The 21716-nt window shown below is 67.7% G+C and carries 13 protein-coding genes and 3 pseudogenes; 5 read left to right on the forward strand and 11 right to left on the reverse strand.

Translation table 11 applies throughout. The annotated features are described in order from the left end of the window. Positions 1 to 27: 27 nt before the first annotated feature. The 4 genes from gcvH (at position 28) to Q3Y56_RS05215 (ending at position 1780) form a co-directional block, all read left to right on the forward strand. On the forward strand, positions 28 to 411 hold the full coding sequence (gcvH, locus tag Q3Y56_RS05200; protein ID WP_304460786.1) for a glycine cleavage system protein GcvH: 384 nt from the start codon (positions 28 to 30) through the stop codon (positions 409 to 411). 169 nt (positions 412 to 580) lie between these two features. Further along, complete coding sequence (locus tag Q3Y56_RS05205; RefSeq protein ID WP_304460787.1) at positions 581 to 895, forward strand: sigma-70 family RNA polymerase sigma factor; 315 nt, start codon at positions 581 to 583, stop codon at positions 893 to 895. Further along, a complete protein-coding gene (locus Q3Y56_RS05210) occupies positions 892 to 1518 on the forward strand; it encodes a hypothetical protein (RefSeq protein ID WP_304460788.1) in 627 nt (208 codons plus the stop codon). Before Q3Y56_RS05205 ends, Q3Y56_RS05210 begins: the two co-directional genes overlap by 4 nt. Positions 1519 to 1639: 121 nt before the next feature. Further along, positions 1640 to 1780 carry a hypothetical protein gene (locus Q3Y56_RS05215; RefSeq protein WP_304460789.1) on the forward strand — a complete coding sequence of 47 codons (141 nt, stop codon included), beginning with the start codon at positions 1640 to 1642 and terminating at the stop codon, positions 1778 to 1780. 281 nt (positions 1781 to 2061) lie between these two features. Here the strand turns inward: Q3Y56_RS05215 and Q3Y56_RS33360 are convergent. The 3 pseudogenes from Q3Y56_RS33360 to Q3Y56_RS05225 all read right to left on the reverse strand — a co-directional run. Then, a pseudogene (locus Q3Y56_RS33360) lies at positions 2062 to 2418 on the reverse strand (DUF4158 domain-containing protein); the annotation flags it as partial. Then, a pseudogene (locus Q3Y56_RS05220) lies at positions 2369 to 3414 on the reverse strand (LLM class flavin-dependent oxidoreductase). The pseudogenes Q3Y56_RS05220 and Q3Y56_RS33360, both read right to left, overlap by 50 nt. A 586-nt stretch (positions 3415 to 4000) precedes the next feature. Further along, a pseudogene (locus Q3Y56_RS05225) lies at positions 4001 to 4255 on the reverse strand (transposase); the annotation flags it as partial. A 184-nt stretch (positions 4256 to 4439) separates the two neighbouring features. Here Q3Y56_RS05225 and Q3Y56_RS05230 point away from each other — a divergent pair. Beyond that, positions 4440 to 5153, forward strand: a complete 714-nt coding sequence (locus tag Q3Y56_RS05230; RefSeq protein WP_304460790.1) for a hypothetical protein — start codon at positions 4440 to 4442, stop codon at positions 5151 to 5153. A gap of 468 nt (positions 5154 to 5621) precedes the next feature. Here Q3Y56_RS05230 and Q3Y56_RS05235 read toward each other — a convergent pair whose 3' ends face one another. From Q3Y56_RS05235 to drmD, 8 genes are all read right to left on the reverse strand, one after another. After that, on the reverse strand, positions 5622 to 5966 hold the full coding sequence (locus Q3Y56_RS05235; protein WP_304460791.1) for a DUF4333 domain-containing protein: 345 nt from the start codon (positions 5964 to 5966) through the stop codon (positions 5622 to 5624). 432 nt (positions 5967 to 6398) lie between these two features. After that, complete coding sequence (locus Q3Y56_RS05240; protein ID WP_304460792.1) at positions 6399 to 6656, reverse strand: aminoglycoside phosphotransferase family protein; 258 nt, start codon at positions 6654 to 6656, stop codon at positions 6399 to 6401. Between the two features lie 1348 nt (positions 6657 to 8004). Continuing rightward, on the reverse strand, positions 8005 to 8739 hold the full coding sequence (gene drmC / locus Q3Y56_RS05245; protein WP_304460793.1) for a DISARM system phospholipase D-like protein DrmC: 735 nt from the start codon (positions 8737 to 8739) through the stop codon (positions 8005 to 8007). Further along, positions 8732 to 10765, reverse strand: a complete 2034-nt coding sequence (gene drmB / locus Q3Y56_RS05250) for a DUF1998 domain-containing protein (protein WP_304460794.1) — start codon at positions 10763 to 10765, stop codon at positions 8732 to 8734. Before drmB ends, drmC begins: the two co-directional genes overlap by 8 nt. Continuing rightward, positions 10762 to 14199, reverse strand: a complete 3438-nt coding sequence (gene drmA, locus Q3Y56_RS05255; protein WP_304460795.1) for a DISARM system helicase DrmA — start codon at positions 14197 to 14199, stop codon at positions 10762 to 10764. The genes drmB and drmA overlap by 4 nt, the downstream gene beginning before the upstream one ends. Continuing rightward, on the reverse strand, positions 14118 to 14519 hold the full coding sequence (locus tag Q3Y56_RS05260; RefSeq protein WP_304460796.1) for a hypothetical protein: 402 nt from the start codon (positions 14517 to 14519) through the stop codon (positions 14118 to 14120). Before Q3Y56_RS05260 ends, drmA begins: the two co-directional genes overlap by 82 nt. Then, positions 14516 to 18535 carry a DNA methyltransferase gene (locus tag Q3Y56_RS05265; RefSeq protein WP_304460797.1) on the reverse strand — a complete coding sequence of 1340 codons (4020 nt, stop codon included), beginning with the start codon at positions 18533 to 18535 and terminating at the stop codon, positions 14516 to 14518. The genes Q3Y56_RS05260 and Q3Y56_RS05265 overlap by 4 nt, the downstream gene beginning before the upstream one ends. Further along, a complete protein-coding gene (gene drmD / locus Q3Y56_RS05270) occupies positions 18532 to 21549 on the reverse strand; it encodes a DISARM system SNF2-like helicase DrmD (RefSeq protein WP_304460798.1) in 3018 nt (1005 codons plus the stop codon). The genes Q3Y56_RS05265 and drmD overlap by 4 nt, the downstream gene beginning before the upstream one ends. Positions 21550 to 21716 lie beyond the last annotated feature (167 nt).

Consider the following 21716-nt stretch of genomic DNA (forward strand, 5'->3'; position numbering starts at 1 on the left):
GGCCATCGCCTTGATTGGAGAACGCCCGTGTCCAACATCCCTGTCGAACTGCGCTACGCAGAGAGCCACGAATGGGTACGCCTTGAGAGCGACGGCACTGTGAGCGTCGGCCTCAGCGACCACGCGCAGGAAGCGCTTGGCGACGTCGTCTTTGTTGAGCTGACCGAAGTCGGGAAGGTCTTCGCGGCTGGCGACGCAGCTGGGGTCGTGGAGTCCGTCAAGGCCGCCAGCGACATCTACGCCCCCGTCGGGGGAGAGGTTCTCGCCGTGAACGAGGACCTTGCCGGCAGCCCCGAAGAGGTGAACAACGATCCGTACGGCTCGTGGATCTTCAAGCTGAGGCCGTCCAACGTGGCAGAGCTCGACAACCTTCTCGATGCCGCGGGCTATCGGGCAGCCATCGGCGAGTAAGGGCTGGAGCGGCGGCTGCCGGGCCGCCGCTCCAACAGGAGATCCAGGCCAGGCCCCGGAACGGGCCACGATCACTCGAAGCCGCATTGACAACAGCATGAGGAAGCCTTCATCGAGGCGTTCTCCTCCTGGCACATCATCGAGACCCCGCGCCGCATGGCTGCGCACCGTGGCGATCCGCCTGTATCTGCGGCAGTCCCCGCGGCTGGAGGAGGAACTGACCGACGAGGGGCCGGATCGGGCGGTGTTCTCCTGCCCGCTGGACGCGGTGGTGCTGCGCGAGGAGGAGGCCCGCGTCTACGCGGCGCTGAGCCGGTTGCCGATGAAGCAGCGTCAGGTGATGGCGTGGCATCTGGACGGCTTCACCACCGCTGAGATCGGTGGGGCACTGGGCATGCAGCCCGCGGCGGTTCGTCAGAACCTCGCACGTGCTCGTGCTCATCCCAAGGAAGCGCTGGGCCTGACATCCGGAGGTGCACGATGAACCACGACGCCGACGCAGCGCTCGACGCTCTGCTGGCCGCGGCGGAGGCCGGTGTGCTGCGGGCGATCGAGGAGAGCCTGGACGCAGAGTGTGGCTGGGGCTTGGTGTACTGGCACGCGGCACCCAGCCGGGAAGTTCCGCTTCCCCGGCAGCCGGATCCCTATGCCGCGTACCAGGAGGTGGAAGTCCCCGGCACCCTGCCGGTGCCGCCGTCCGAAGCCGCCGGTGCCGGCGGTGCCGGCGGTGCCAGGACGCAGACGCTGGTGGACGTGGTCGCCGACGCGCACCGCGCCACGGACCTCCTGGACGACTTCATGGCCACCGCGTCGGGCGAAACCTACCTACTGCACGGCCAGCTCGACGCCCGGATCGCCTGCCTCCACCACCGCCTCAGCGAGAACAACCTCAACGGCAGCTTGGCCACCACGCTCACCCTCGCCGTCCGCGCGAGCGCCCGCCGCATCCGCAATCGGCTCGTTCACGGACTGGACAGCTCCCTGTCGCCGGCGGACACCACCCGCGCGCTGGGCTTGTGCGTCTCCATCGTCACCGCGATGGACAGCACCCGAGAGGTACTCCAAGAACTGTTCGCCGACCACGACGCCGTCGCCGTGGCCACGTGACAGACGGTTCAGCGGGCGATGGGCTCGATGTGGCGCGGGAGTCGGCTCGCCCGCAGCTCCTGCAGGTCGGGGATGTGGTTGTAGAGAGTGCCGACGGAGACCCCGAGGAGTTTGGCGATTGATGCGACGCTGTTCGCCAGAGCGCTCCGCCCTCGCCAGCAACGACGCTGCTGGCACGGTTCCGGCGATCTTCCTCAACTTCGGCACCCCTGTCGACAGCCACGTCACCATCGCTCCGGACCGCGCCCTCATGCGTGCCTGACCCGATGGCGGGGGTCGGTGCCCCGCACGTAGCGCGGGGCATCGACGGCTGCCCATCAGCACGTCGAGCAGGTCCAGGGCGTCGTCCACAGAGGCGGTCTCCAGGTGCCTCACCGTGGCCAGCATCGTCGCGGTCTTCCGCGTCTCCTCCAGGTCCCGCAGGCTCGGCCCCTTCGAGCCCATCCCGTACCATCGCCTGCCGCAGCTCACCGGGCACCGCCGAGTCCAGTCCGGTACCGCTCGGCCATCTCCTGGGCCCGGGTCTCGGCCACCCAGCCGGGTCAGCGTCGTGATCCCCGGCAGCAGCACCCGGTTCTCCACCAGCCACACCACCGCCCGGTCGAACAGCGCCCGCGGCCCCTCCACCGACGCCACACCCGCGCCGCCAGGAACGCTCGTGACCTCCGACTCGGCCTCGCCGAACTCGCGGTAGCCGAAGGCGTCCCGGATCTCCCAGGCATGCTCGTAGCGGCTCTGCTTCCGCACCCCGTACGCGGACCACTCGACCGGATCGACGCCGAGTTGCTCGACCGCGAACCGCAGCCCAAGCGGCCCGCTGGACGATCCGACGGCCGTCCTTCGCTGAGTGTCAGGCCAGCAGCCGTGCGAGCTCGGCCATTTCGGTCTCCGGGTCCACAACGGGCTGGATCACCAGCTCGTCGACCCCCGACTTCTCCAGCACGTTGATCCGCTCGGTGACCTCGCCCCTGGTACCGACCAGGCCGAATTTGTCCACCAGGGAGGGCACGATGAGCTCGCGGTCCTCGGGGACAGCCGACCCAGGTAGTTGCGGTAGAGCGCCTGGTGAAGCTTGGGATCGGTGGGGGCGGTGCCGCGCGACTGGAGCAGACGGTCGACAGCTGCGGCCTCTTCTACAGGGAGGGCCGCGCGGAAGGCGGGGTTCTCCGCGCCAAGGATCAGTGCGCTCAGTGCGATGTGCCCCATCGAGTCCTTGACCGGATCGCCGTAGCGGTCCTCGCCGTCGGCGAGGACATGCAGGGAGGACATGAGATACGAACGGGTCTTCTCGGCGCTGCCCGCGTCCCGCGCCGCCGCCCGCCGGGCCTGGCCGAGGGCGGACCAGGCCGCGGGGTCGTGCATCCCGAAGGAGATCACTCCCGCACCGAGCCGGCCGGCGACCGCGGCAGCCTTCAGGCCGAACGCGGCCACGACGAACTCCACGGGAGCCTCGGTGTTGACGTACGGCCCGACGTGCAGGAATCGCACCCTGCTGGACCGGGTCCCCTCGCGGTAGTCCGACTCGCGGCCCGCGGTGAGATCCTGTAGGGCGGCCGTGAACGACTCCAGCTCCGCCATCTTCGTAGGCCGCATGCCGAGCGTACGGCGCGCCGTGTTGCCGGTGCCGACCCCGCAGACGATGCGGCCGGGGGCGAGGGCGTTGAGGCTGCTGACGGCCGCCGCCGCGGCGGGCGCGGAACGCAGTGCCGGTGAGGTGACACCGATGCCGAGCCTGATCCGGTGGGTGGACTTGGCGCAGAGTGCGAGACTCACGAACGGATCGCCGTGGATCATCGGCGTGTCGTACACCCAGAAACTGTCGAAGCCGAGTTCCTCCGCCCGGGCGGCCAGGTGTTCCACACCCGGCCCTGCTGTCATGACGATTCCGGTCCGCATGGCGGCTCCCCTCGCCGTCGAGTGAGGTGGCTGAACCACTCCAGTTGCAGTTCGCTGTCGTCCATGGTCAAGATCATGCTCCCCAGTGCGCGGGCGGGCCGAGGTGGCGGGGCGTCGAAGAGGAGGTCACAGGCGGGCCAGGGCTTCCGGATCCGTATCCGAAGCTGACGATGCGGAGTTGAAGCATAGGTCCATTGACGACCATCCGAGCCGTTGAGGTGTGCGCTGGCGGCTTCGACGAACGCCTTTGCCCTGTCCTTGAAGGTGTTGTGCCGCTCGTTGAACTTCGCGTTCGCGGGAGACGTGACGGGGTCCTCGGCATCCTGGAGTTCCAGCACGGCGCCGTAGACGTGATTCGAGCGCGTTCGATCCCGTGGGCCAGATCAGCGAGATGCGCCGGTCCTTCGAGGCGGACGGCTGCGGCGGCGAAAACAAGGGCTTCGTTGTCCTGGGTGGTGAGAGTGTCGTTCCAGCGGCGTTGCATCCCGGGGTCGATGGTGCTGAGGTACACCCGGAGCATGTGGCTCTCGTACTTGGCGGCCTCGGCGACGAGGGCGGCGTATGCCTCGTGCTGGTGAGGTATGGCGGTCTTGTCATAGCGAGTGGCCAGGCCGCGCCACTGCTTGAACTTATTGATGCAGCGTTCGACGGTGTTTCGCTGTTTGTATGCCTCACGGTCGAAGGCCGGCGGGCGGCCGCCACGGCTGCCCTGCCGCGTTCGGTTGGCGGCCTGGTCGGCGGGCTGCGGGATCACCGCCCGGATTCCGCGCCGCCGCAGGTGGCAGCGGATCACCCGGGACGAGTAGGCCTTGTCGGCCAGCCGCGCGCCAGTTCTCCTCTTCTGCGCCACTTTAAGAGTCTCGCCGACCTAAGGCTTGTCCGGTGGATCATCGCGGACTCGCGAAGGCCCGCATGTCACGGCGACTGCCGATTCGTAGCCGAACTACGCGCTATGTCCCAGTTATGGAGATCATCGACCTGCAGTTCGGTGGGCGGAGATGACGCCGCCTGGCTAGGCTCGGCCCATGCGTGCCCCCACTCCGATCGAGCAACGGCTACTCAAGACCCAACAGGAGTTGCAGGACTGCCCGCACCTGGCGGTGGACCGGTCGTTGACCGGCGAGCTGGGCCAGATCTTCGAGAGGACGCCGGTGCTGTTCAGCTACCTACCTGAGTGGGACGGCGTGGTGTTCAGCTCCGAACTGTGCGTGAACAGCCCACGCATCACCGAGCTCGCCAACCTCTGGCGGAGCGCACCCGGGGTGGGTCTGCCGGAGCTGGGTGGCGAGTTCCGCATCACCGATCTATTCACCGCGGTGAGGAAGTATCCGCCCGATCTGATCCCCTCCGGCTGGCCGGGGGCCGAGCTCTGCCCCGAGTTGCGTGTCATCGACGACACCCCGCTCACGGCGGCAGGACAGCTCGCGGCGATCCGGATCCAGCGGCAGACCGACCCGTTGGAGATCTGGTACTACGACATGGACATGAACGAGGTCCAGGGGTGGAGCCAGCAGTTGGTACGGCTGGATCTCACCTACAGCGGATACCTGGAACAGTTGGTTCTGACCAAGGGCACGTACGGGTGGCAGTACCTGTTTACCGACGAGGTCCCGTTCACCGATCCGTACTTCAAGAACATCCGCACCGGCCTTGCAGCGATGCTGGACCACTTTCCCGGGCTCTTCCCCGCCTGGGACTACAGCGACCTGCGGCGGCGCTTCGCGGCCCGATTCGACTGATGTCGTGCCACGCGGCTCGGCGCATGCGTGCGCTCCTCGGTGCCAGGCCCGGTGCGCGCGTGAATGGATCACGGGGCTGCCGTAGTTGTCGGCCCAGCGGGCGGCCCGGCATGCCGCAGGAGGTGGGCGCTCTTACGGGGGGCAAGGCGAGGCGGAAGGCCCACAGGACTCGGTGGTCTTAGGCGGTGTCCGACGGGACGGCACCGTCACTGTTGCCGCCCTCCGGCTCTGGCTCCGCCCGTGATCCGCCGGGTAGCCCTCAGGGACTGGCTTTGTCGGCGAGTCGTCCTCACCTACGCAGCCAAGGAGCAGTCCGCGCCGGCTGCTACAGCTCCGGATACCGGGACGTCGACCATCGCGTACCGGCGATCGACCAGACCATGAGTCTCCTGGAGTAGCGGCTGGTCATCGGGGTCGAGGAGCTCCTGGCTGAGTCTCAGCATCGGGCGGTATCACCCGAATCAATGGTCAGCTCGATGATGGCGCCGGGGTAACCGTGTCGTCGGCCTTGGCCGTGATGTTGACCTCGGAGCCATCGACCGACTTCACGGTGACCGTCACGCCCAAGGTGCTGCCGTCGTCCGCTGTGAGCGTGCACCGGGTGGTGGTGCCGACCTTGCCGACGAGGTCCTCGGGGCATGTGACCTGCGGCTTTGACAGGCCCTTTTCCGCAGCCAGCATCTCGGCGACCTTGGTGGCAAGCTTGTCCGCAGACAGTTGCGGTGTGCTCGATGAGGAACAGCCCACGAGCAGCGCGCCGACAGCGACGGTTGAGAGTATCGAAGCTGCTGCGGACACCCGGGATATGGCCATGGTTGGACTCCGGTCCAGGTGATCAAGGCAGGAAGGACCCGGGCAGCACACCGACAGAGCTGACGCGGACATGACCGGCCTTCGATCTTGGCATCCCCGGGCCGGCCTGGACGAAGGGCTCCGACGACGGGCTCGCCGGGCATTGATGAATCTCCCACCCTCACCTGTGCTTCTTGGCTGCTTGCGAGGCCACCGAGCGGCTGCCGCGATCCCGTGGGCGAGGAGAGAGCCCCAGACCCTCCTTGGCCATCAACGGGCCCGCGTCTTCGGCAGACGCGCCGACATCGTCATAATCAGGGCGTCTCCGTAGGTAGCAGGGGGTCCGGTACGACCAGCCCTCGGTTGTGACTCCTACCCAGGACTCGAACCTGCGGCCAACGGACCAGTGCTTCACAGGCTCAGTGTGGGCTCCGCGGGGATCCGCGGCCCCGGTCACCGCCGCCCGTGACCGTAGCCGGCCAGGCGACGCGGGGATGGCCAGGCGGCGATTGAGGCCAAGGTCGACGCGTGGACCCGTTCCAGCAGCATCGCGAAACACTCGTCGTCGCGCTCGTACAGCAGGACAGCACCGCGCCCGCCCCACGCCGCGAACGCGTCCGGCTCACGAACATTACCGGGATGCGGAAACGACACCTTCAACACAGCCGTCCCTTCGGCCCGCCATCGCACCGGCACGACGAGCCCGACCACCCATGCATGACCCCGCCATCCGCACGCCCCGGCAGCGCCCCAACAACTCCTCCACGATCCGAGGAAGTTCGGCCAGCCCCGCCACTCCGGGCTCTCTCACGCTCGATGGTGCTCCGCGCGAATGCCTCTGGTACCCCGACCATCCGGGCACTTTACGTGCCGCCCCCACACCCCCACCAAGCCGACCACTACCGCCACCAGAGAGACCTCCGACGCTGAAGATCACGATCTACGACTGGAGTCCTGGTTGCCGACCAAGTCCTTCGAGACAGCACGGAGGCAGCGAGCCGCGAAGCACCCGCTCATCGGTCGCCCCCGGGGTGCCGTATCCCCCGTCGCATGAGGCGAACAACGGCGATCGCCAGGCCCACAGCAGTCACCAACGCCGCTCCCGCCTCCGGGAGTCAACAGAAGACGGCAACCGACAAGGGGCATCGCCTCACCGTGAACCGAACCGACGACCGAGGCTAACGCCCTCAACCGCCGTGAGCTGCTCAGATATCTCGCCGACGCCATCCCGCCACACTCTCCAACCCGTGGGCCAGGGAGTCGCTTGGGAGCAAAGCCGATCTTGGACCGGTCAAGACGCACGGCCGGGCGACAAGGGGCAATTGACTCCCGGCAGTCACGCCGCACCCATATCCGCCCATCACGAACGGACGACAGCGACAGCGTACGGTTGACGACCGCGCCCTACCGCCGCGATCCGCCGGGCACATCGACCGGATCGAGCGACGGACAAAATGGGCACGATTGACGTCTTGGGAGCATGGGAGCACGAGCGCTCCCAGAGGGCTCCCACGTGGGAGCAAACACGTGCACGCCAAAGGCCGCTCCCGATGATCGGAAACGGCCTCTGACCTGCGACTACACCGTCGGGACGACAGGATTTGAACCTGCGACCCCTTGACCCCCAGTGTTCGAACAAGGGTGATGGGCAGTCCGCAATGTCCATAGTCCATGGGCCAGGGCCTGTTTCATCCACCGGCCGAGCTGCGCACTGCTGCCTCGTGACACGCAATCCGTGAGAGGCATGTGAGAGGCCCGATACGGGCTGCCGCCTCATGATGCCCGATGCGGTAGGCGAGTCCGAATCGCCGACCGTCGCATCACCCAGGTTTCCACGCACGCCCGGTGATGCACCGTCCAAAAGCGTCCGCGCTCCCCTTGTGCTCCCCCTGTCGTCTTCCGTGATGCCTCAGCTCCAGGCCGCGACATCAGCCCCTCACCCGGGCCCTGGTTGTCGGTTTCGAACAAGGCCACAACATGCGGTGCCCCGCGCCGCTCCCTCCCTGGCCTCTTCCGGCAGGCCCGACCCCCGGCTGGCGGGCGCCCAGGACCGGGCGCGTCAGGAGATCTGTTCGTATAGGGCCCCCTCTGCCTCCCGCAGCTCGCGCTCGACGGCTTCGGTGAGGTTCGGGTTGTCGATGAGGACGCCGAACTCGACGTTGTTGTGCTCTGCGCTCCGGGAGAAGTTCGCGCTGGTGACCAGAAGGAGGTGATGGTCGATGGCGAGGAACTTGGCGTGATTGCGGACGTACTCGCCGTCGAATTCCTTGGTCCGCCATACCTCGGCCGGAGCCAGGTGCGCGGCTACCTCTGTGGTCGACGGGGACCAGTGTTGTCCGCTGCCGTCGGCGGCCCGGGTGTCCATGTAGACGCGGACGGCAACGCCGTCGCGCTGTGCGGCCGTCCGCAGTGACGCCCAGAGCGCCGAGCTGCGCTGGAAGTTGAAGGTCGAGCAGGTGATCGCGTGGCGGGCGCTGTCCACGAGGCGGGTGACTGAAGTGGTGAGCGGCCCGCTCTGGGCCAGGTGTCCGGGCATGGTCCACAGCGGTGACAGGGTGGTCGGCAGTGCCCGTGCCCCCTCGATCGCCCGCAGGACGAGAACCTGCTGGCATGTCGCTCCGGCGTCTCGGGCCACCGCCTCCAGTAGCCGCCGGACCTCTGCTCGCTGGCCGACCGCGACGACCTTGAGCGCGGTGGTCAAGGTGTCGCCGTCGGCAAGGCGGTCCGCTATGTCCTTGGCCTCGGTTCCGGTCAGGAGCCGACCGAGCTGCCGTGGCGCGTCCGTGTCAGTCATGGGCCTGGAAGAAGCCGAGGTCGCTGCCGGGCAGGTCAAGGAGGAAGCGACGGTCGAGGAAGCGGTTGGCGCGCTCGCAGGAGGTCTCCGAGGCCATGACGCAGCAATGGCAGGCGGCGCCGTGGAGGAAGTCCTCGGGATCCTGTGGGGTGCGCTTGGAGCAGATGGGGTCGGAGGAGCAGCGTGCGGCCTTGCGCAGCGCACTGCCGACGACCCGCTGGAGGCGTGTTGGCTCGCTGAGCTGTACGAGGCCGCCGAGGGTGCCGTCGCTGTCTGAGGCGGTGGTGCAGATGAGAAGGCCGGCCGCGGGGTCGCGGCCTTCGGCGGCGGGCCATGCGTAGAGGCGTTCGCTGAGGCTGGCGGCCGAGTAGCCGCAGGTCAGGGCGAGTTCGCGGATGAGGATGTGGGCGAGGGTGTGGACGAGCCAGTAGCGCGGGGGCTTCAGTCGGCTGTCGGGGTCGATCTGGCCCGCTGTGTCGGAGAAGCGCCGCTCGAAGTTCCTGCGGTGCGCCTCGCGGTGGAGTTTCCACAGGTCGGTGTCCAGGACGCGCTTCTCCCATGCGGCGACGGCGTTCTCGTCGAGCTGGAGGAAGATGCCTTCGCCCCGGTCCTCGGTGGCCACGGTCCAACTCGGCCGGGACGTACGCGTGAGTGGGGCCAGGCGGCGCGGGAGGTCGCCGACGCGGTCCATGTCGTCGATACGGGTGAAGCCGACCAAGGCATTCACCTTGCGGAGGCGTTCGACCGCGAGCACACGGGTGATCTCAGACTGCAAGGCGTCACCCCGATTACGAGTGGCGAGGGTGAGCCCGCTCTTGGGGTCCTCGACGCGCGTGCCGACGATGTCCCGCAGCAGGTAACGCCATTCGGGGACGAGGAGGTCGACCGGGTCCCAGTCGCGGAGCTTCTCCTCCTGTTCCTCCGGGGTGTCGATGGGGGCGGAGGCGGCCTGCAGGACCTGCTCCAGGTCGTGGTCGGACAGGCCGGTGACGTCGACGCCGCCGTCCATGCCGAGAAGGTCCCGGATCAGGTCCAGGTTGTCGCGGTACTTGGCGAGCTTGTCGCCCAGCGCGGTGCGGACCCGGTCGGCCAGGTCGCTGGCCTCCTCCTCCTGGGACTCCGGCATCACGATGATCGACTGTGTGGCCGGGAACCACAGGTTGGATGCTCCGACGAGCATCAGCCGGGTCTCGTTGCGGCAGCCCTTGGGCTCGAAGGCGTCCAGGTGGGGGTGGCGTCCGCGGCACTGCGGGAGTTTCGCCCTGCCGGCCTCGCCCTGGGCCTCGTTCATGGGCCGCCGCATGTCGCAGGACGCGCAGTGGATCACTGCCGAGGCGCCCTTGCCGGCGGTCCGGTCGACCATCTTCAGAGCGGGCAGCTGCGCCTGGTTGCACGGCTGTCCGCGGTGCACCCACAGGTCGTACGGAAACTCGTCCAGGTGTCCGTCGACGCAGGCCAGTAGATACCGGGCCGGGATGGCGGTGCGGCGCATCGGCTTACGAGTGCCGGCGCCCGCGCGGCCCGTGCACTTGGCGTGCTCGAAGACGGCCAGGTCGGTGCGGAAGGGGTGCGTGTTGCGATAGTCGAACTGGGCAAGCAGTCCGAGCATGTCGCAGCCCGTGCACCGCAGCCATTGTGGGAAGACCCGGGAGGGCACTCCGAGGTCGTTGCCTTCGGCGGACCGGCTGTGCTTCTTCGGCTGCCAGGGATACGGCCGCAGCTGCACGTCGGGCGAACGCAGCATCATCCGGACCACATCACGCAGGCGCGGGGCGTGGATCTGCGGGGGCGCGGAGTCGCGGCGCCGCCAGATGCGGTCCCAGTCGTCCAGGCCGGTGGGCATGATCGTGAACTGCGGCAAGTCCATGATCGCGCCGGGGCCGTAGGTGTACAGCAGGGAGGAGGGGCGGGCAGAGCCGACCTTGGCACGGTTGTGCTTGGTCGCCTTCTCCGCCTCCTGCTCCAGGTCGCCCAGCGGGTCGACGGCGCGGGCGACGTCGTAGACGAAGCGCGTCTCGTCACTCACGAGTTGTCCTCCGGCATCTTCCACTGAGGGGCATGGCCGGGTGCGCGGTACACCAGTCGCTCCTTGATCGGGCTCACCAGGAGGTTGATCTCCGGCTGCACCTCGCGCATCGAGTTCGCCACGATGAACGGCGCGGCATCACGGGTATCGATGCCCGCCTTGGCGTTCTCCGCGCTCATCATCAGCGCGTCGTGCCGACCGTCGTCCAGAACCCTCTCGTACACCAGCGACTTACGATCCTCCATGAGGCTCTTGCGTCGTTTGCCCCATTGGTCGAGCCGGTTCTCAAGGCGCAGGCGGGCGCGGGTGGCGGCATCCTCGTCGCCTGCTCGCGCGACGCGACGCACGAGGGCGTCGACGAGTTCGCCCGCGAAGTGCTGCTCGGCCTCGATACGGGCCGCCCCGCCCTCCGGGGACAGCCCTTGGCTGGCCTTGGCCGCCTGCAGGACACGGGCGACGCTGACCAGCACGCCGTCCAGGCCGCGCTCCAGCGAGGTCACCGAGAACGGGGTCACCGACAGCGCCTCCACCTGGGCGTAGAACGTCTCGTGGTAGTGGCGGAACTGCTCGAAATGGGCGAGGTCCCTCGGCCGCGCCCAGTTCCCGAGCGCGACTACCAGACCCGGCCGGTCCGCCGTACGGCCGACACGGGAGGACGCCTGGATGTACTCCGCGGTGTTCTTCGGCTGCCCGACCACGAGCATCAGCCCGAGGCGGGTCACGTCCACGCCCACCTGGAGCATGGAGGTGGCCAGGACCACGTCGTACGGATTGACCTCACGCGTGGGCTCCGGCTTCTTCGCCTCCCGCAGCGCGCGCCGGTTCCGCTTGCCAGCGGTGGAGTCGAAGCCCGGGTCGAACGCCGTCGCCATCTGGTCCAGGGTCGCGGTGATGTCCGCGCTGGCCACGCGCGAGGTCAGCTCGGCGACGTGCAGCGAACCGTAGTCGGTGCCGGTGCGGCGGGGGAGCTTCGACCAGGGGCGGCCCTTGGCGAGCGCGGTCTGGATGTCGTCGCTCATGTACCGGGCCATGCCGGCGAGTTCACGGGTGGCGCTGAAGTAGCCGACCAGGCTCATGTACGGATCGGCCACGCTGCCGGAGCGGTCGAGGAGCAGCTGCCCGCCGGCCAGGAGCACCTCGGCGACCCGGATCTCCGCCGTGGTCAAGCGCACCCCGGTCGTGCTGATCCCGACGTACCGGCGCCCCGGGTGCTTCTCAGAGACCGGGATCTCCTTGGAGAAGTACGTGTTCCCGGCGTCCAGGACCTGCGGCGGGAAGATGGTGACGTCGCGCCCGTACAGCGCACGCACCTGCTCCGACGCGTTACGGGCGGTGGCCGTGGAGGCGACGAGCAGCGGACGCACCGGGCGCCCGTCCTTCGTCCGACAGTCGGTCATCACGTCGATGGCCACCTCGAACAGGCCCACCGTCGTGCCGAGTGCCCCGGTGATCAGGTGCAACTCGTCCTGAATGACCAGATCCGGGGGCCGCAGCCGCGTGGCCGGGTGAACGGGGGCCGCCAGCCAGCCGTCCTTCTTGGGATGCTTGCTGCCGTCCTTGATGTCGCACTGCTGATAGTCGGGATGTACGTATCCGTGCCGTTCACAGCGCCGCGAGACGTGCCCGAACAGCGAGGCGGCCTCGCCTTCCCGCGCCAGGCGGGCGAACTTGTCCACGGTGGCGATGACGAACGCCGGCGCGAGCCGGTAGATCTCCTCGTCCACTGTGAGCACCGGCAGCCCGTCCGGGACCTCACCGCCGTCGGCGAACGGACAGTCGGCCAGCTCGTCCCCGCAGTACACGTACACCCGGCGCAGCGCGGGCTCCGTGCGCACATCGCGCGCCTCGACCCGCGTCCCGCACCACGGGCAGCGCTGGATCTGCAGCACCGTCAGCCGATAGCCACGGCCCCCATGGGCTTTCTGCAACTGCTCGGCGGCCTCGTCGTACCGCTTCGGGCTCACATCGGTACCGACCCACAGCCCGATCCAGAACGGCTCGTCCCCCCACGTCGCCACATCATCGCGCCGCGCCAGCTCCGCGGCGCACACCAGGGCGGTGGCGCGCTGGAACTGCTGGGCGGTGAGCAGGCGCAGCGTGTACCGCATGAGGACGGCGACCCCGGACCGCCCGTCCAGCGGACCGTCGAAGGCGTCTACGACGCCCTGGCGTCGACGGATCGCGAACGTGTACGCGGCCAGACCCAGATACGCCTCCGTCTTGCCACCACCAGTCGGGAAGAACAGCAGCTGCGCCTTGGCCAGATCTCCCGACCGCTTCTCGGCCGCCGGATCGGACAGCAACGGCAACTGCATGAGTACAAAGGCGAGCTGGAAGGTACGCCACGAATGGGCCAAGGCCCCCTTCTCCGCGAGGATCGCCTTGCGGGCCTCATCGATGCTCTCCTCGGGCTTGCTCGCCCGCCGCTCTGCGACCTGCGACTGCACGCGCTGATCGGCCATCACTCGGTTCATGAACCGGAAGCAGCGCAATGCCTCCTCGTCCCCGAGGAGATGCTTCAGACCGTCCTCAAGCTGGCGTTGCACCCGGCGTGCCTCGGTGACTGCGTCCAGTCCCTCGGATCGCAGATGCTCCGGGAGAGCCTTGGCCCGCTGCTCCTCGCCGTCCAGCCAGGCCGTGTAACCCGCGACGATCGGCTCAAGACCCGTACGCAGCTCGTCGGTCGACGCCTCCTGGAGCTTCCGCATGTCCAGCAGGGCCGCGCCGATCTCCTCGGCGGCCGTCTGCGGCGTCTCGCTCACCGGCAGCCACGTCGTCCACACCTCACTGGCCCTGCGCGCTCCCTCGGCTACCTCCCAGTCCACCGAGCAGGTCCGGCCATGGGCGAACTCCAGACGGTTGCGGTACTGAAGCCGCAGCCGCCGCAGCTCGTCGTCCGGCTCCTCGCGCGTGTCCAGGAGTACGTCATTGACCGGCAGGAACACCTCAGCGCCACCGGCCGACACCGACAGCTTGGTCTGGTACAGCCACGCCTCGACCGGGATCTTGCGAGGCGTCTCCCGGTCATTGCACAACGCCACCTCGATCAGCCGGCAGCCACGCTCGGAGTCGTCGTAACGATCCACCCGAAGCAGGACCTTGTCCTTGAGTACGATCTCGGTCGTACGGGACGACCTCAGGTCGGCAACCTTGATCGCCTTCGCTATGGCGTGCGGGGTGCGCTGGAAACGACGGAGAGCCGGAGCGGGTGCCGCGCCCTCACCCCCGCCGTCTTCGGTGCCCTCCCCGCGCTTCTCCTTCACCGGCTCGTACGTGCCCCACGAGGCGGTCACGGTGAACTCGTCCAGATCGTCAGGGATCTGGAAGCGCAACCCCATCGACGCCGGAATCATCAGCCCACGCTTCTGCGGCTGGTCCTCGACCTCGTCCTCGTCCGAACTCGCGCTGCTGTCGTCGACGGCGGTAAGCGGCACCCCCGGCTCTCGGCAGCATCCACAGCGTCGCCCACGTCGGTCGCGGCGTCGTCCGACCCCGCCTCGCCGGGGTCGTCCTGGCCAGCGGTGAGCCGTACGGGCGCTATCCGGCCGATCAGATACGCCGAGTCGGGGACACCGTCGAGGATCTCGTCCGGGCCATTGGCCGGGCCGAGGAGCTCACGCTCCAGGATGTCGACAAGGTTCTCGCGGACGGTCCAGGAACGGTCGTCGGGTTCGAGTGCGAGTTTGAAGGGTGTGGTCTGGGCGGCGCTGGGTTTCGCTGCGGGCTGGGCGCTGCCGCGCTGGAATGTGGTCACTCGGCGTCCCCCTCCTCGTTGGCTTCATGCGTTCCGGTGGGCCCGACAGCGCGTTTCGCGGCACGGCGATGGTTTTCTTCAAGGAGTCGGTCCAGGATCATCTCCCTGGCTGCCGGGCTGACGGTCCAACGCGGCATTTGTCGATAAGAGTGGAAGCCGTGATCCAGGGCGAGGTCGCCCCACCCGTAGGCGTCTAGCACTGTCTGGTCCAACTCAATATGGAGCTGCCGCATCCGAGCCACATCGGTGTCGCCGTCATCGACTTGACCCTTATTGTTGACGAGGCGGTACAGAGACGTGAGCCCAACGTTCCGGCGCGTCATGATCTCGCGCCGTACCTCTTCCAGGATGCGTCCCAGCTTCTCCAAAGCAACGGTCGGCAGTGGCCGTGGGAAGGTCTCGTAGGCCACGCTGGGGGAATAGCTGGGGTCCACCCGATTGGTTTTGCTGTACCGGGCCACCCACAGCCAGTGGACCGACGACGACAACACAGCCTGCTCAGCGTAGGAATCGGTAGCAATGATCACAACTTTATGATTAAAGAGTGGCCCTAGCTGAATGCGCCTTGGGATAATGGTCGACGACACCTCGGCAAAGGCCAATGCTTCGCGGTACTTCTTTGTCGCAGATCGCATGCTATCCGCAGGTCGATCCAATTTCCACCAATTATCCCATGATCCCGCCGATCCTGCGGACTGCCGCTGCACGCGCACTGCGTTTCGCAGGTATTCGAAGGGTTCCGTGAAACTAGCCGCTTCTGCCTGCGAAAGACCGGTAAAATCAATTGCCATCCGTTCGCTGTCGAGTTCGACCATTTTGTTGATGTCATCGCCAGTGAAATAGGGCCGCACGACCCGTTCGGCATTCGGGTCTCGCTGGATCCACTGAAGTCCGGTGTCGCGGTCCACCACGAACTCGGCCCGGAGCTTGCATCCGAGGAATGCTTGATCTTTGTTCTCGTCGAGCCGGTGGGGATCTCCCAAGCTACTACTAGTCGCCTCCAGGAGGCTAGAAATGGCGCTGACGTCCTTCTCGTCCAAAACCCTTTGAGCCGCAGGAGAAAGCGTGTGGCGCGTCGCCCAGACTACGGCGTATTCGAGGGAGACATCACCGCTGGGCCAGGGTCGACTCCGCACCGCGCGGTAAATCTCCATCCCGCTCTCCAGTAGGGTGGCCAGCCCAACTTTCCGGGTATCGACCTGGGCGATGCTGTTAGTTCCAATCAACCCGATAACGCCTTTTCGAGACAATAGCTGGAGCGCTCGCGTGAAGAAGTAGGCGACAAGATCGGCTTTCCCGCTCTTACCGCGCGCGATCTGCCAGATTGCCCATTCCCGCACCTGCGAACTAACGGCTGGAGAGATCTTCGTGGCTGTCAGGAAGGGAGGGTTACCGATGATGGCATGGAACCCGCCCCCCTCCATCACATCCGGCACAGCCAGGATCCAGTGCAACGGCTTCCATCGCTTGTAATCCGTCCTCACCGTCGGCGTGAGCCCAGCCTCCTGGATACCTTCGAGCATGGTCCGGTCCGCATCCTCACCCCCGGCGGGATAGGCGCGTTCGACCGCGATGCATAGATTCTCGTACGCCGCCGTCAACTGCTTACCGGGTTTTCCGCCCAGGCGGAGCCCAGCCGCGATCACCCCATCGGCGACGTCGGCGAGCTGAGCCGTCAGCTCCTGGTACCGGCGGAACTGCCGCCGCTTCGTAGCAGCCGAGCGCTGCGGGTCGCTGTCGTCGACCTCGGTGGCGAGCTGGCGGCGCAGACGGCTGGCCTGGTCCAGGATGTCGTCCACGTCCAGGGCGAAGATGCTGAACTGGTTGCCGGCCGCGGCGGGGTCGATGTGAAGGCGGCGCAGCTGGTCGGCGTCGGTCAGACCGAGCAACGCGTTGCCATGCAGCACCTTGTCATCAACAAACGAGAACGGAAGCTTCGGGTCCAGCGACACCAGCCACAGCGACAGCTTGCACATCTCCACGGCCATGCCATTGATGTCGGCTCCGTACAGGCAGGTCGCGACGACGGTCCTTATCGCGTGGACGTGCAGGTCGTGCGGTGTCCTTCCGTACGCCACGCCCTCGCGCTGCCACGCCTCGACGAGCCGGGCAGCGAGGTACCGTGCCGCGGCCACGAGGAAGGCGCCCGAGCCGCAGGCGATGTCGGCGATGCGCAGGTCGAGGATCTGGTCGGAGTCGATCGGCCGCCACGCGTCCTGGTCCGCGGTCTGGTGTGGTCCGGGCGAGTAGACGAGAGGTTCCAGCGCGTACCGGACGACCTCCTCGGCCAGCGAGCGGGGCGTGTAGTGCGCGCCCGCCGAGGCGCGCGAGGGGGTCTCCACCAGCAAAACGCCACCGGGCTCGACCACCAGAGGTCGATTGCGCAGGTCGCGGCGGATGATCCCGATGAACGGGCGCAACCGGTCGCGCAGTTCGGGGTCGTCGGTGACGTCGCGCAGGGCGATCTCGGTGTCGTCGAGGGTGTCGCCCGCCTTCAGCGCCTTGGTGAGGGCGGCCTTGCTGGACGGTTTCGCGGCCGGCTGGTGCTGCTTGATCCAGGCGAGGATCGCGTCGGCCAGCGCGGTCTCGGTGCGCTTGGCGTGGCTGAGTTCTTCGAGGGTGGCGAGGGGGATCTCGGGTTCGGATCCCGCGCTGCCGGTCAGGCCAACGATGATCTCTTCGGCGGGTTCGCAGGAGTAGCCGAGCAGACCCTCGTAGATGTAGCCAATCTGTTCGACGTCGATGTCGCGGAAGGAGATCCGTCGTGCTCCGCCGGGCAGCTGGGCGATCTGGACGGCGCGTAGGACTTCGAGCATCACGCGGTCGCTGACCATGATGGCCAGGGTGTCCTGGGAGTCGCAGGCGGTGAGGAAGGGGAAGCGGGCTGAGTCGAAGAGGGAGCCGCCGTACTCGGGCAGGCGCAGGTCCTCGAAGCTCGCGCCCCGGTACAGGGCCTGGGAGGTGGCCAGGAGCCGGTGCCAGGTCAGGAACGTGGCGTCGAGGGCCTGTTCGCCCTCCTCCTTCTCGCGGGCGTCGAGGAGGTCGAGTTCGTCGCTGATGCCGTATCCCATCGCGAAGAGGCGGCTCTGGGGCAGCAGCCCGCGCTCTTCGGCGAAGAGGAGGAAGACGACGCGCATCATGACGGTGACGGCGGCCTCGTAGACCTCGCCCCTTGCCGCCGGCAGCGGGTCGGGCTCGCCGCGTCGCTGTGCGTCCAGGGCACCTTCGGACAGGGCCTGGACGATGAGTTCGACTGCGCGGCGGACCTGTGTGCCGAGCGCTTCGGTGATCTTCTCGGCGGCGGTGACGGACTCGCCGAAGAGTTCCGTCAGCCGGTCCTGCTGCTTGCCGCCGACCAGGCGGCGGCGCTGGAGGAGTTCGATGAAGGCGTTGCGGGTCTGGGGCTCTTCGATCCAGGTCTGGGCGTCGACGATGCCGGAGGCAACCATGGTTTGCGGCCGGGCACTGACGATCGCCCACCAGCGGCCGTCGGTGACGACGCCGATGGGCACACCTGAGGCGCGTAGTAGCTCTTCCATGCGGTCGATGGGGCTGGCCGACCAGCCGTCGGTGAGCGGATCGCGCGGGGAGTCCGTGGGGTCGGTGACCAGGACGAGGGCCCCGGTGGTGTCTCCTTGGACGAGGGCGCCGTCGGCGCGGACGGTGACGGCGTAGTCGGGCGAGCGGACCTCGGCGGCGGCTGGGGCGGGCACTGTGTAGGAAGCGCCCCAGCGCAGCCCCTGGCGCAGGACGAGGTCGACCCAGGTGTCGCGGGCCTCGCGGTACAGGGCGAGAGCGGCTTCCTCCCCCGGGTGCTCGTCCCAGTTCTCCCATGCCTTCTCGAAGGCCGGCTTGGCGTCCTTGATGGCGTTGAGCGCCCGGGCGTCGGGCTGGGGAATGCCCTGGGGGTAGACGCGCTCCAAGGCGGGGACGGCGAGGAACGGGCCGTCCGCGTCGACGAGTTCGAGCCAGGCGCGGTGCAGGTCGGCGGCGGTCTGGGGGTAGCGGCGGCTCATGCCTTGACCATTCCGTTCTTCGCGTCTTCGGGGGTGAGGGCGAACACGACCGCGGCGGCAGACACATAGGGCCTGATGTCGCTGTAGCGCTCCTGGATCGAGGCGATCTCACGCGCTTCCTCGTCGTCCAGGCTGTCGAGGCGCTCGTTCATGTGGTGCAGGTCCCGGCGTCGCTGCTTCTGCTGGTCGTCAGTGAACAACAGCTCTTCCTCGGCGCGGATGGCCTGCTCCAGGCGGTCGCGGGACCCGCGCAGGTTGAGCCGGAAGGCGTCGAAGATCTCATGGGCACGCTTGATGTCGGAGTCCCGGCGCTGTGTGAGCGCTTCGGTGACCTTCTCCTGGCGGCTGGCGCTCTTGCGTTCCATTGCGGTCAGCAGGCGTGTGCGCAGCCGGGAACCGTCGTCGTTCCACTGCTCGGCGAGGTGAGCACGCACCTTCTCATCGGCCAGGAGCAGATCCTCGGAGTCGAGGGTTTCGTCGAGGACCTGCTCGACCTTGGACTCGGCGAGTGCCTGACCGCGTAGCCGGACGCCGGTGAGGAATACCTCCTCGTGGAGTCGCAGCCCGCCGCGTCCGACCAAGACAAGCCGGGAGACGGCGGCCACACAGGACTCGGGAAGGCCGGGGGCGATGACGGCGGTGACCCGGTGTACCGGGGAGTCCGTGCTGAACAGCGCGGAGCGCAGGGTGCGGGTGGCGCGCTGCATGAGGGCATGCCCGAGGTGGATGTGGACCAGGTCGGTGCGCTGCTGAGCAGCCTGGTCGTCGAAGGTGATGGGGCGCGGGACGCCCGGCTCCAGGCGGGTGTCCAGGCCGCGCAGGGCCGGCTGCCAGGAGCGGCCGAGGTTCGGGATCTCGAAGACCTGCGCCTCGGTGCGGTCGTCGCCGATCTCGACGAGCGGGGGCTGAGAGGTCAGGGTGAGCGCGGTGTCCACCACCCGGCGGGCGTTCGCGGGCGTGAGGTGCATGGCGGCCTTGTGCTCGTCGTACGTTTCCGAAAGCTGGGTGAGCTGGCGGTTCAGCTCCATCCCGCCGGCCAGCACGCGGGTGATCACCTCGTTGCCGTCGTCCGGTGCGGTCAGCCGGGCTTTACGCGTCGTTCGGGTGGGGGCGAAGTGCTCCTGCACCTCGGCGTCGATGACCTGGTTGACCTTGCCGAGGTCCTCGGTAGCCTGGCCGACCTTGGTCGCGATGATCCCCATGAACTTCATGTCGGCGTCGTATGTCGTGGAGCCGGAGACCGGTACGAAGTGGACGATTTCCGGGTTCTTGATCTGCCCGTACCGGTCGATCCGGCCGATGCGCTGCTCCAGGCGGGACGGGTTGAAGGGGATGTCGAAGTTGACCAGTCGGTGGCAGTGGGTCTGCAGGTCGATGCCCTCGCCGGCGGAGTCGGTAGCGAGCAGGACGCGGACCGGGTGCTTGTCCGGGCTCTCGGTAAACCGGGCGCGGATCTTCTCTCGCTCCTCGGTCGGGGTCGAGCCCTGGATGACCTCCAGTACGTCGTTGTAGCCGCGCTGCCGCAGGACGCGCTCGATCCATTCGAGGGTGGCCGCGTACTCCGTGAACACCACGACGCGTTCCTTGGTCCAGTGGGTGCCGTCCGGACGGCAGACCGCGGCGAGGAAGGTCAGCAGTTCTTCCAGCCGGGAGTCCGGCTTGTGCTCATACCGGCGCCCCCACTCGATGAGCGAGGCGATCTCGCTGCTGGTGGCCGCGACCAGAGGGTCTGAGCCCTTGGAGTGGCGCAGCGCGGTGAACTCGGGGTGCTCCGCCGCACCCTCCTCCTCGTCCGACTGACCGCTACCCAGCACCTCCGTGTAGTACTGGTCTTCGTCGTCCATCCGAAGCTGCCGGTCACCCCCGTCCGAGCCCTCGTACAGCTCAAGAGTGCGGGCGAAGGACCACGGGCTGGACAGGAAACGCTTCTTCAACAGCATCGCGACGATGTCGCCGCCCGAGCCCTTGCTGTTCGCCCGGGCGCTATCCGCCAGCAGCCGCTCCAGCCGCGCGAACTGCTGCTGCTCCTCCTCCGACGGCGTGAACGGGAGGGTCCCCAGCTTCCGGGTCTTGAACCCCTTGTCCGGAAGATCGGTCTTCAGCCACCGCACCATCACCTCCTTCAGCGCGCGCTCATCGATGCTCGCGCCGCGAGTGAACCGGCGACCGTCGATCATCTCCAACAAGGCGGTGAACGACTCCGAATAGCCGTTGTGCGGCGTCGCGCTCAGGAACAGCCGGTGCTCGCACGCTTCCGCGAGTCTCATCGTCGCCGTCGTCCGCTTGCTGTCCACCGCGTAGCCACGCTGCCCCGGCGCCGTCGTCGGGCTGGCTGGCGCCACGTGGTGCGCCTCGTCGACCACCAGCACATCAAACGCGTATCGCCTGGCCGTCCCCGAGCTGCGCACATCCGCCAGCACGTCACGCAGCAAACGCTGCGCCCGCAGCGACGGCAGCCACGCCATGCTCACGATCACGCGAGGGAAGAGCCGGAACGGGTTGGCGTTGAGCCCGTGGCTCCGCCGCACCTTCGCCATCAGCTCACTGTTGACGATGACGAAGTCGAGGCCGAACTTCTCCCGCATCTCATCCTGCCACTTCAGCGACAGGCTCGGCGGGCACACGATCACCACGGATCGCGCACGGTGCCTCAGCAACAGCTCCTGCACGACGAGGCCAGCCTCGATGGTCTTGCCCAGACCGACATCGTCCGCGAGTAGTAGGTTCGTACGCGACGACTGCAGCGCACGGCTGAGCGGCACGAGCTGGTACGCCTCCACATTGGCGCCGCTCCGGAAAGGGGCCTGATAAGAGTTCGCGTCCGCCGAAGTGACCGCGCCCCAGCGGACCGCATCCACGAACGCGGCGAGAGTATTCGGGTCGTCGAACGCCTCCGCCCGCACGGTCTCCGGAAGGCCCTGGTTCGGGGCGACGGTGTGCCCGACCTCCAGCTCCCAGACCACCGTCAGTTCCTGCCCGAGCCGGTCCTCGTCCAGCGACTGCAGGCCGACCACATGCGTCAGGCCCGGCGCCCCTCGTCAGCAGGGCTACGGGGAAGGCCCTGCTTCTGGATGTCGGACACTGCCCAGGTCGAGCCCCGGACCTTTACGACCTGACCCGGCTCTGGGACCGGCGGAATGGCCGCCGTATTCGGGGTGCTGCTCGCCGATCCCTGCGGATA

The organism is Streptomyces sp. XD-27, assembly GCF_030553055.1.
Classification (GTDB): Bacteria; Actinomycetota; Actinomycetes; order Streptomycetales; family Streptomycetaceae; genus Streptomyces.

Bases quoted from the DNA above. Each gene is read 5' to 3' on its own strand.
- Q3Y56_RS05210 (WP_304460788.1), top strand. From the start codon at position 892: ATGAACCACGACGCCGACGCAGCGCTCGACGCTCTGCTGGCCGCGGCG.
- Q3Y56_RS05215 (WP_304460789.1), top strand. From the start codon at position 1,640: ATGCGACGCTGTTCGCCAGAGCGCTCCGCCCTCGCCAGCAACGACGCT.
- Q3Y56_RS05230 (WP_304460790.1), top strand. From the start codon at position 4,440: ATGCGTGCCCCCACTCCGATCGAGCAACGGCTACTCAAGACCCAACAG.
- Q3Y56_RS05235 (WP_304460791.1), bottom strand. From the start codon at position 5,966: ATGGCCATATCCCGGGTGTCCGCAGCAGCTTCGATACTCTCAACCGTC.
- drmC (WP_304460793.1), bottom strand. From the start codon at position 8,739: ATGACTGACACGGACGCGCCACGGCAGCTCGGTCGGCTCCTGACCGGA.
- Q3Y56_RS05265 (WP_304460797.1), bottom strand. From the start codon at position 18,535: ATGAGCCGCCGCTACCCCCAGACCGCCGCCGACCTGCACCGCGCCTGG.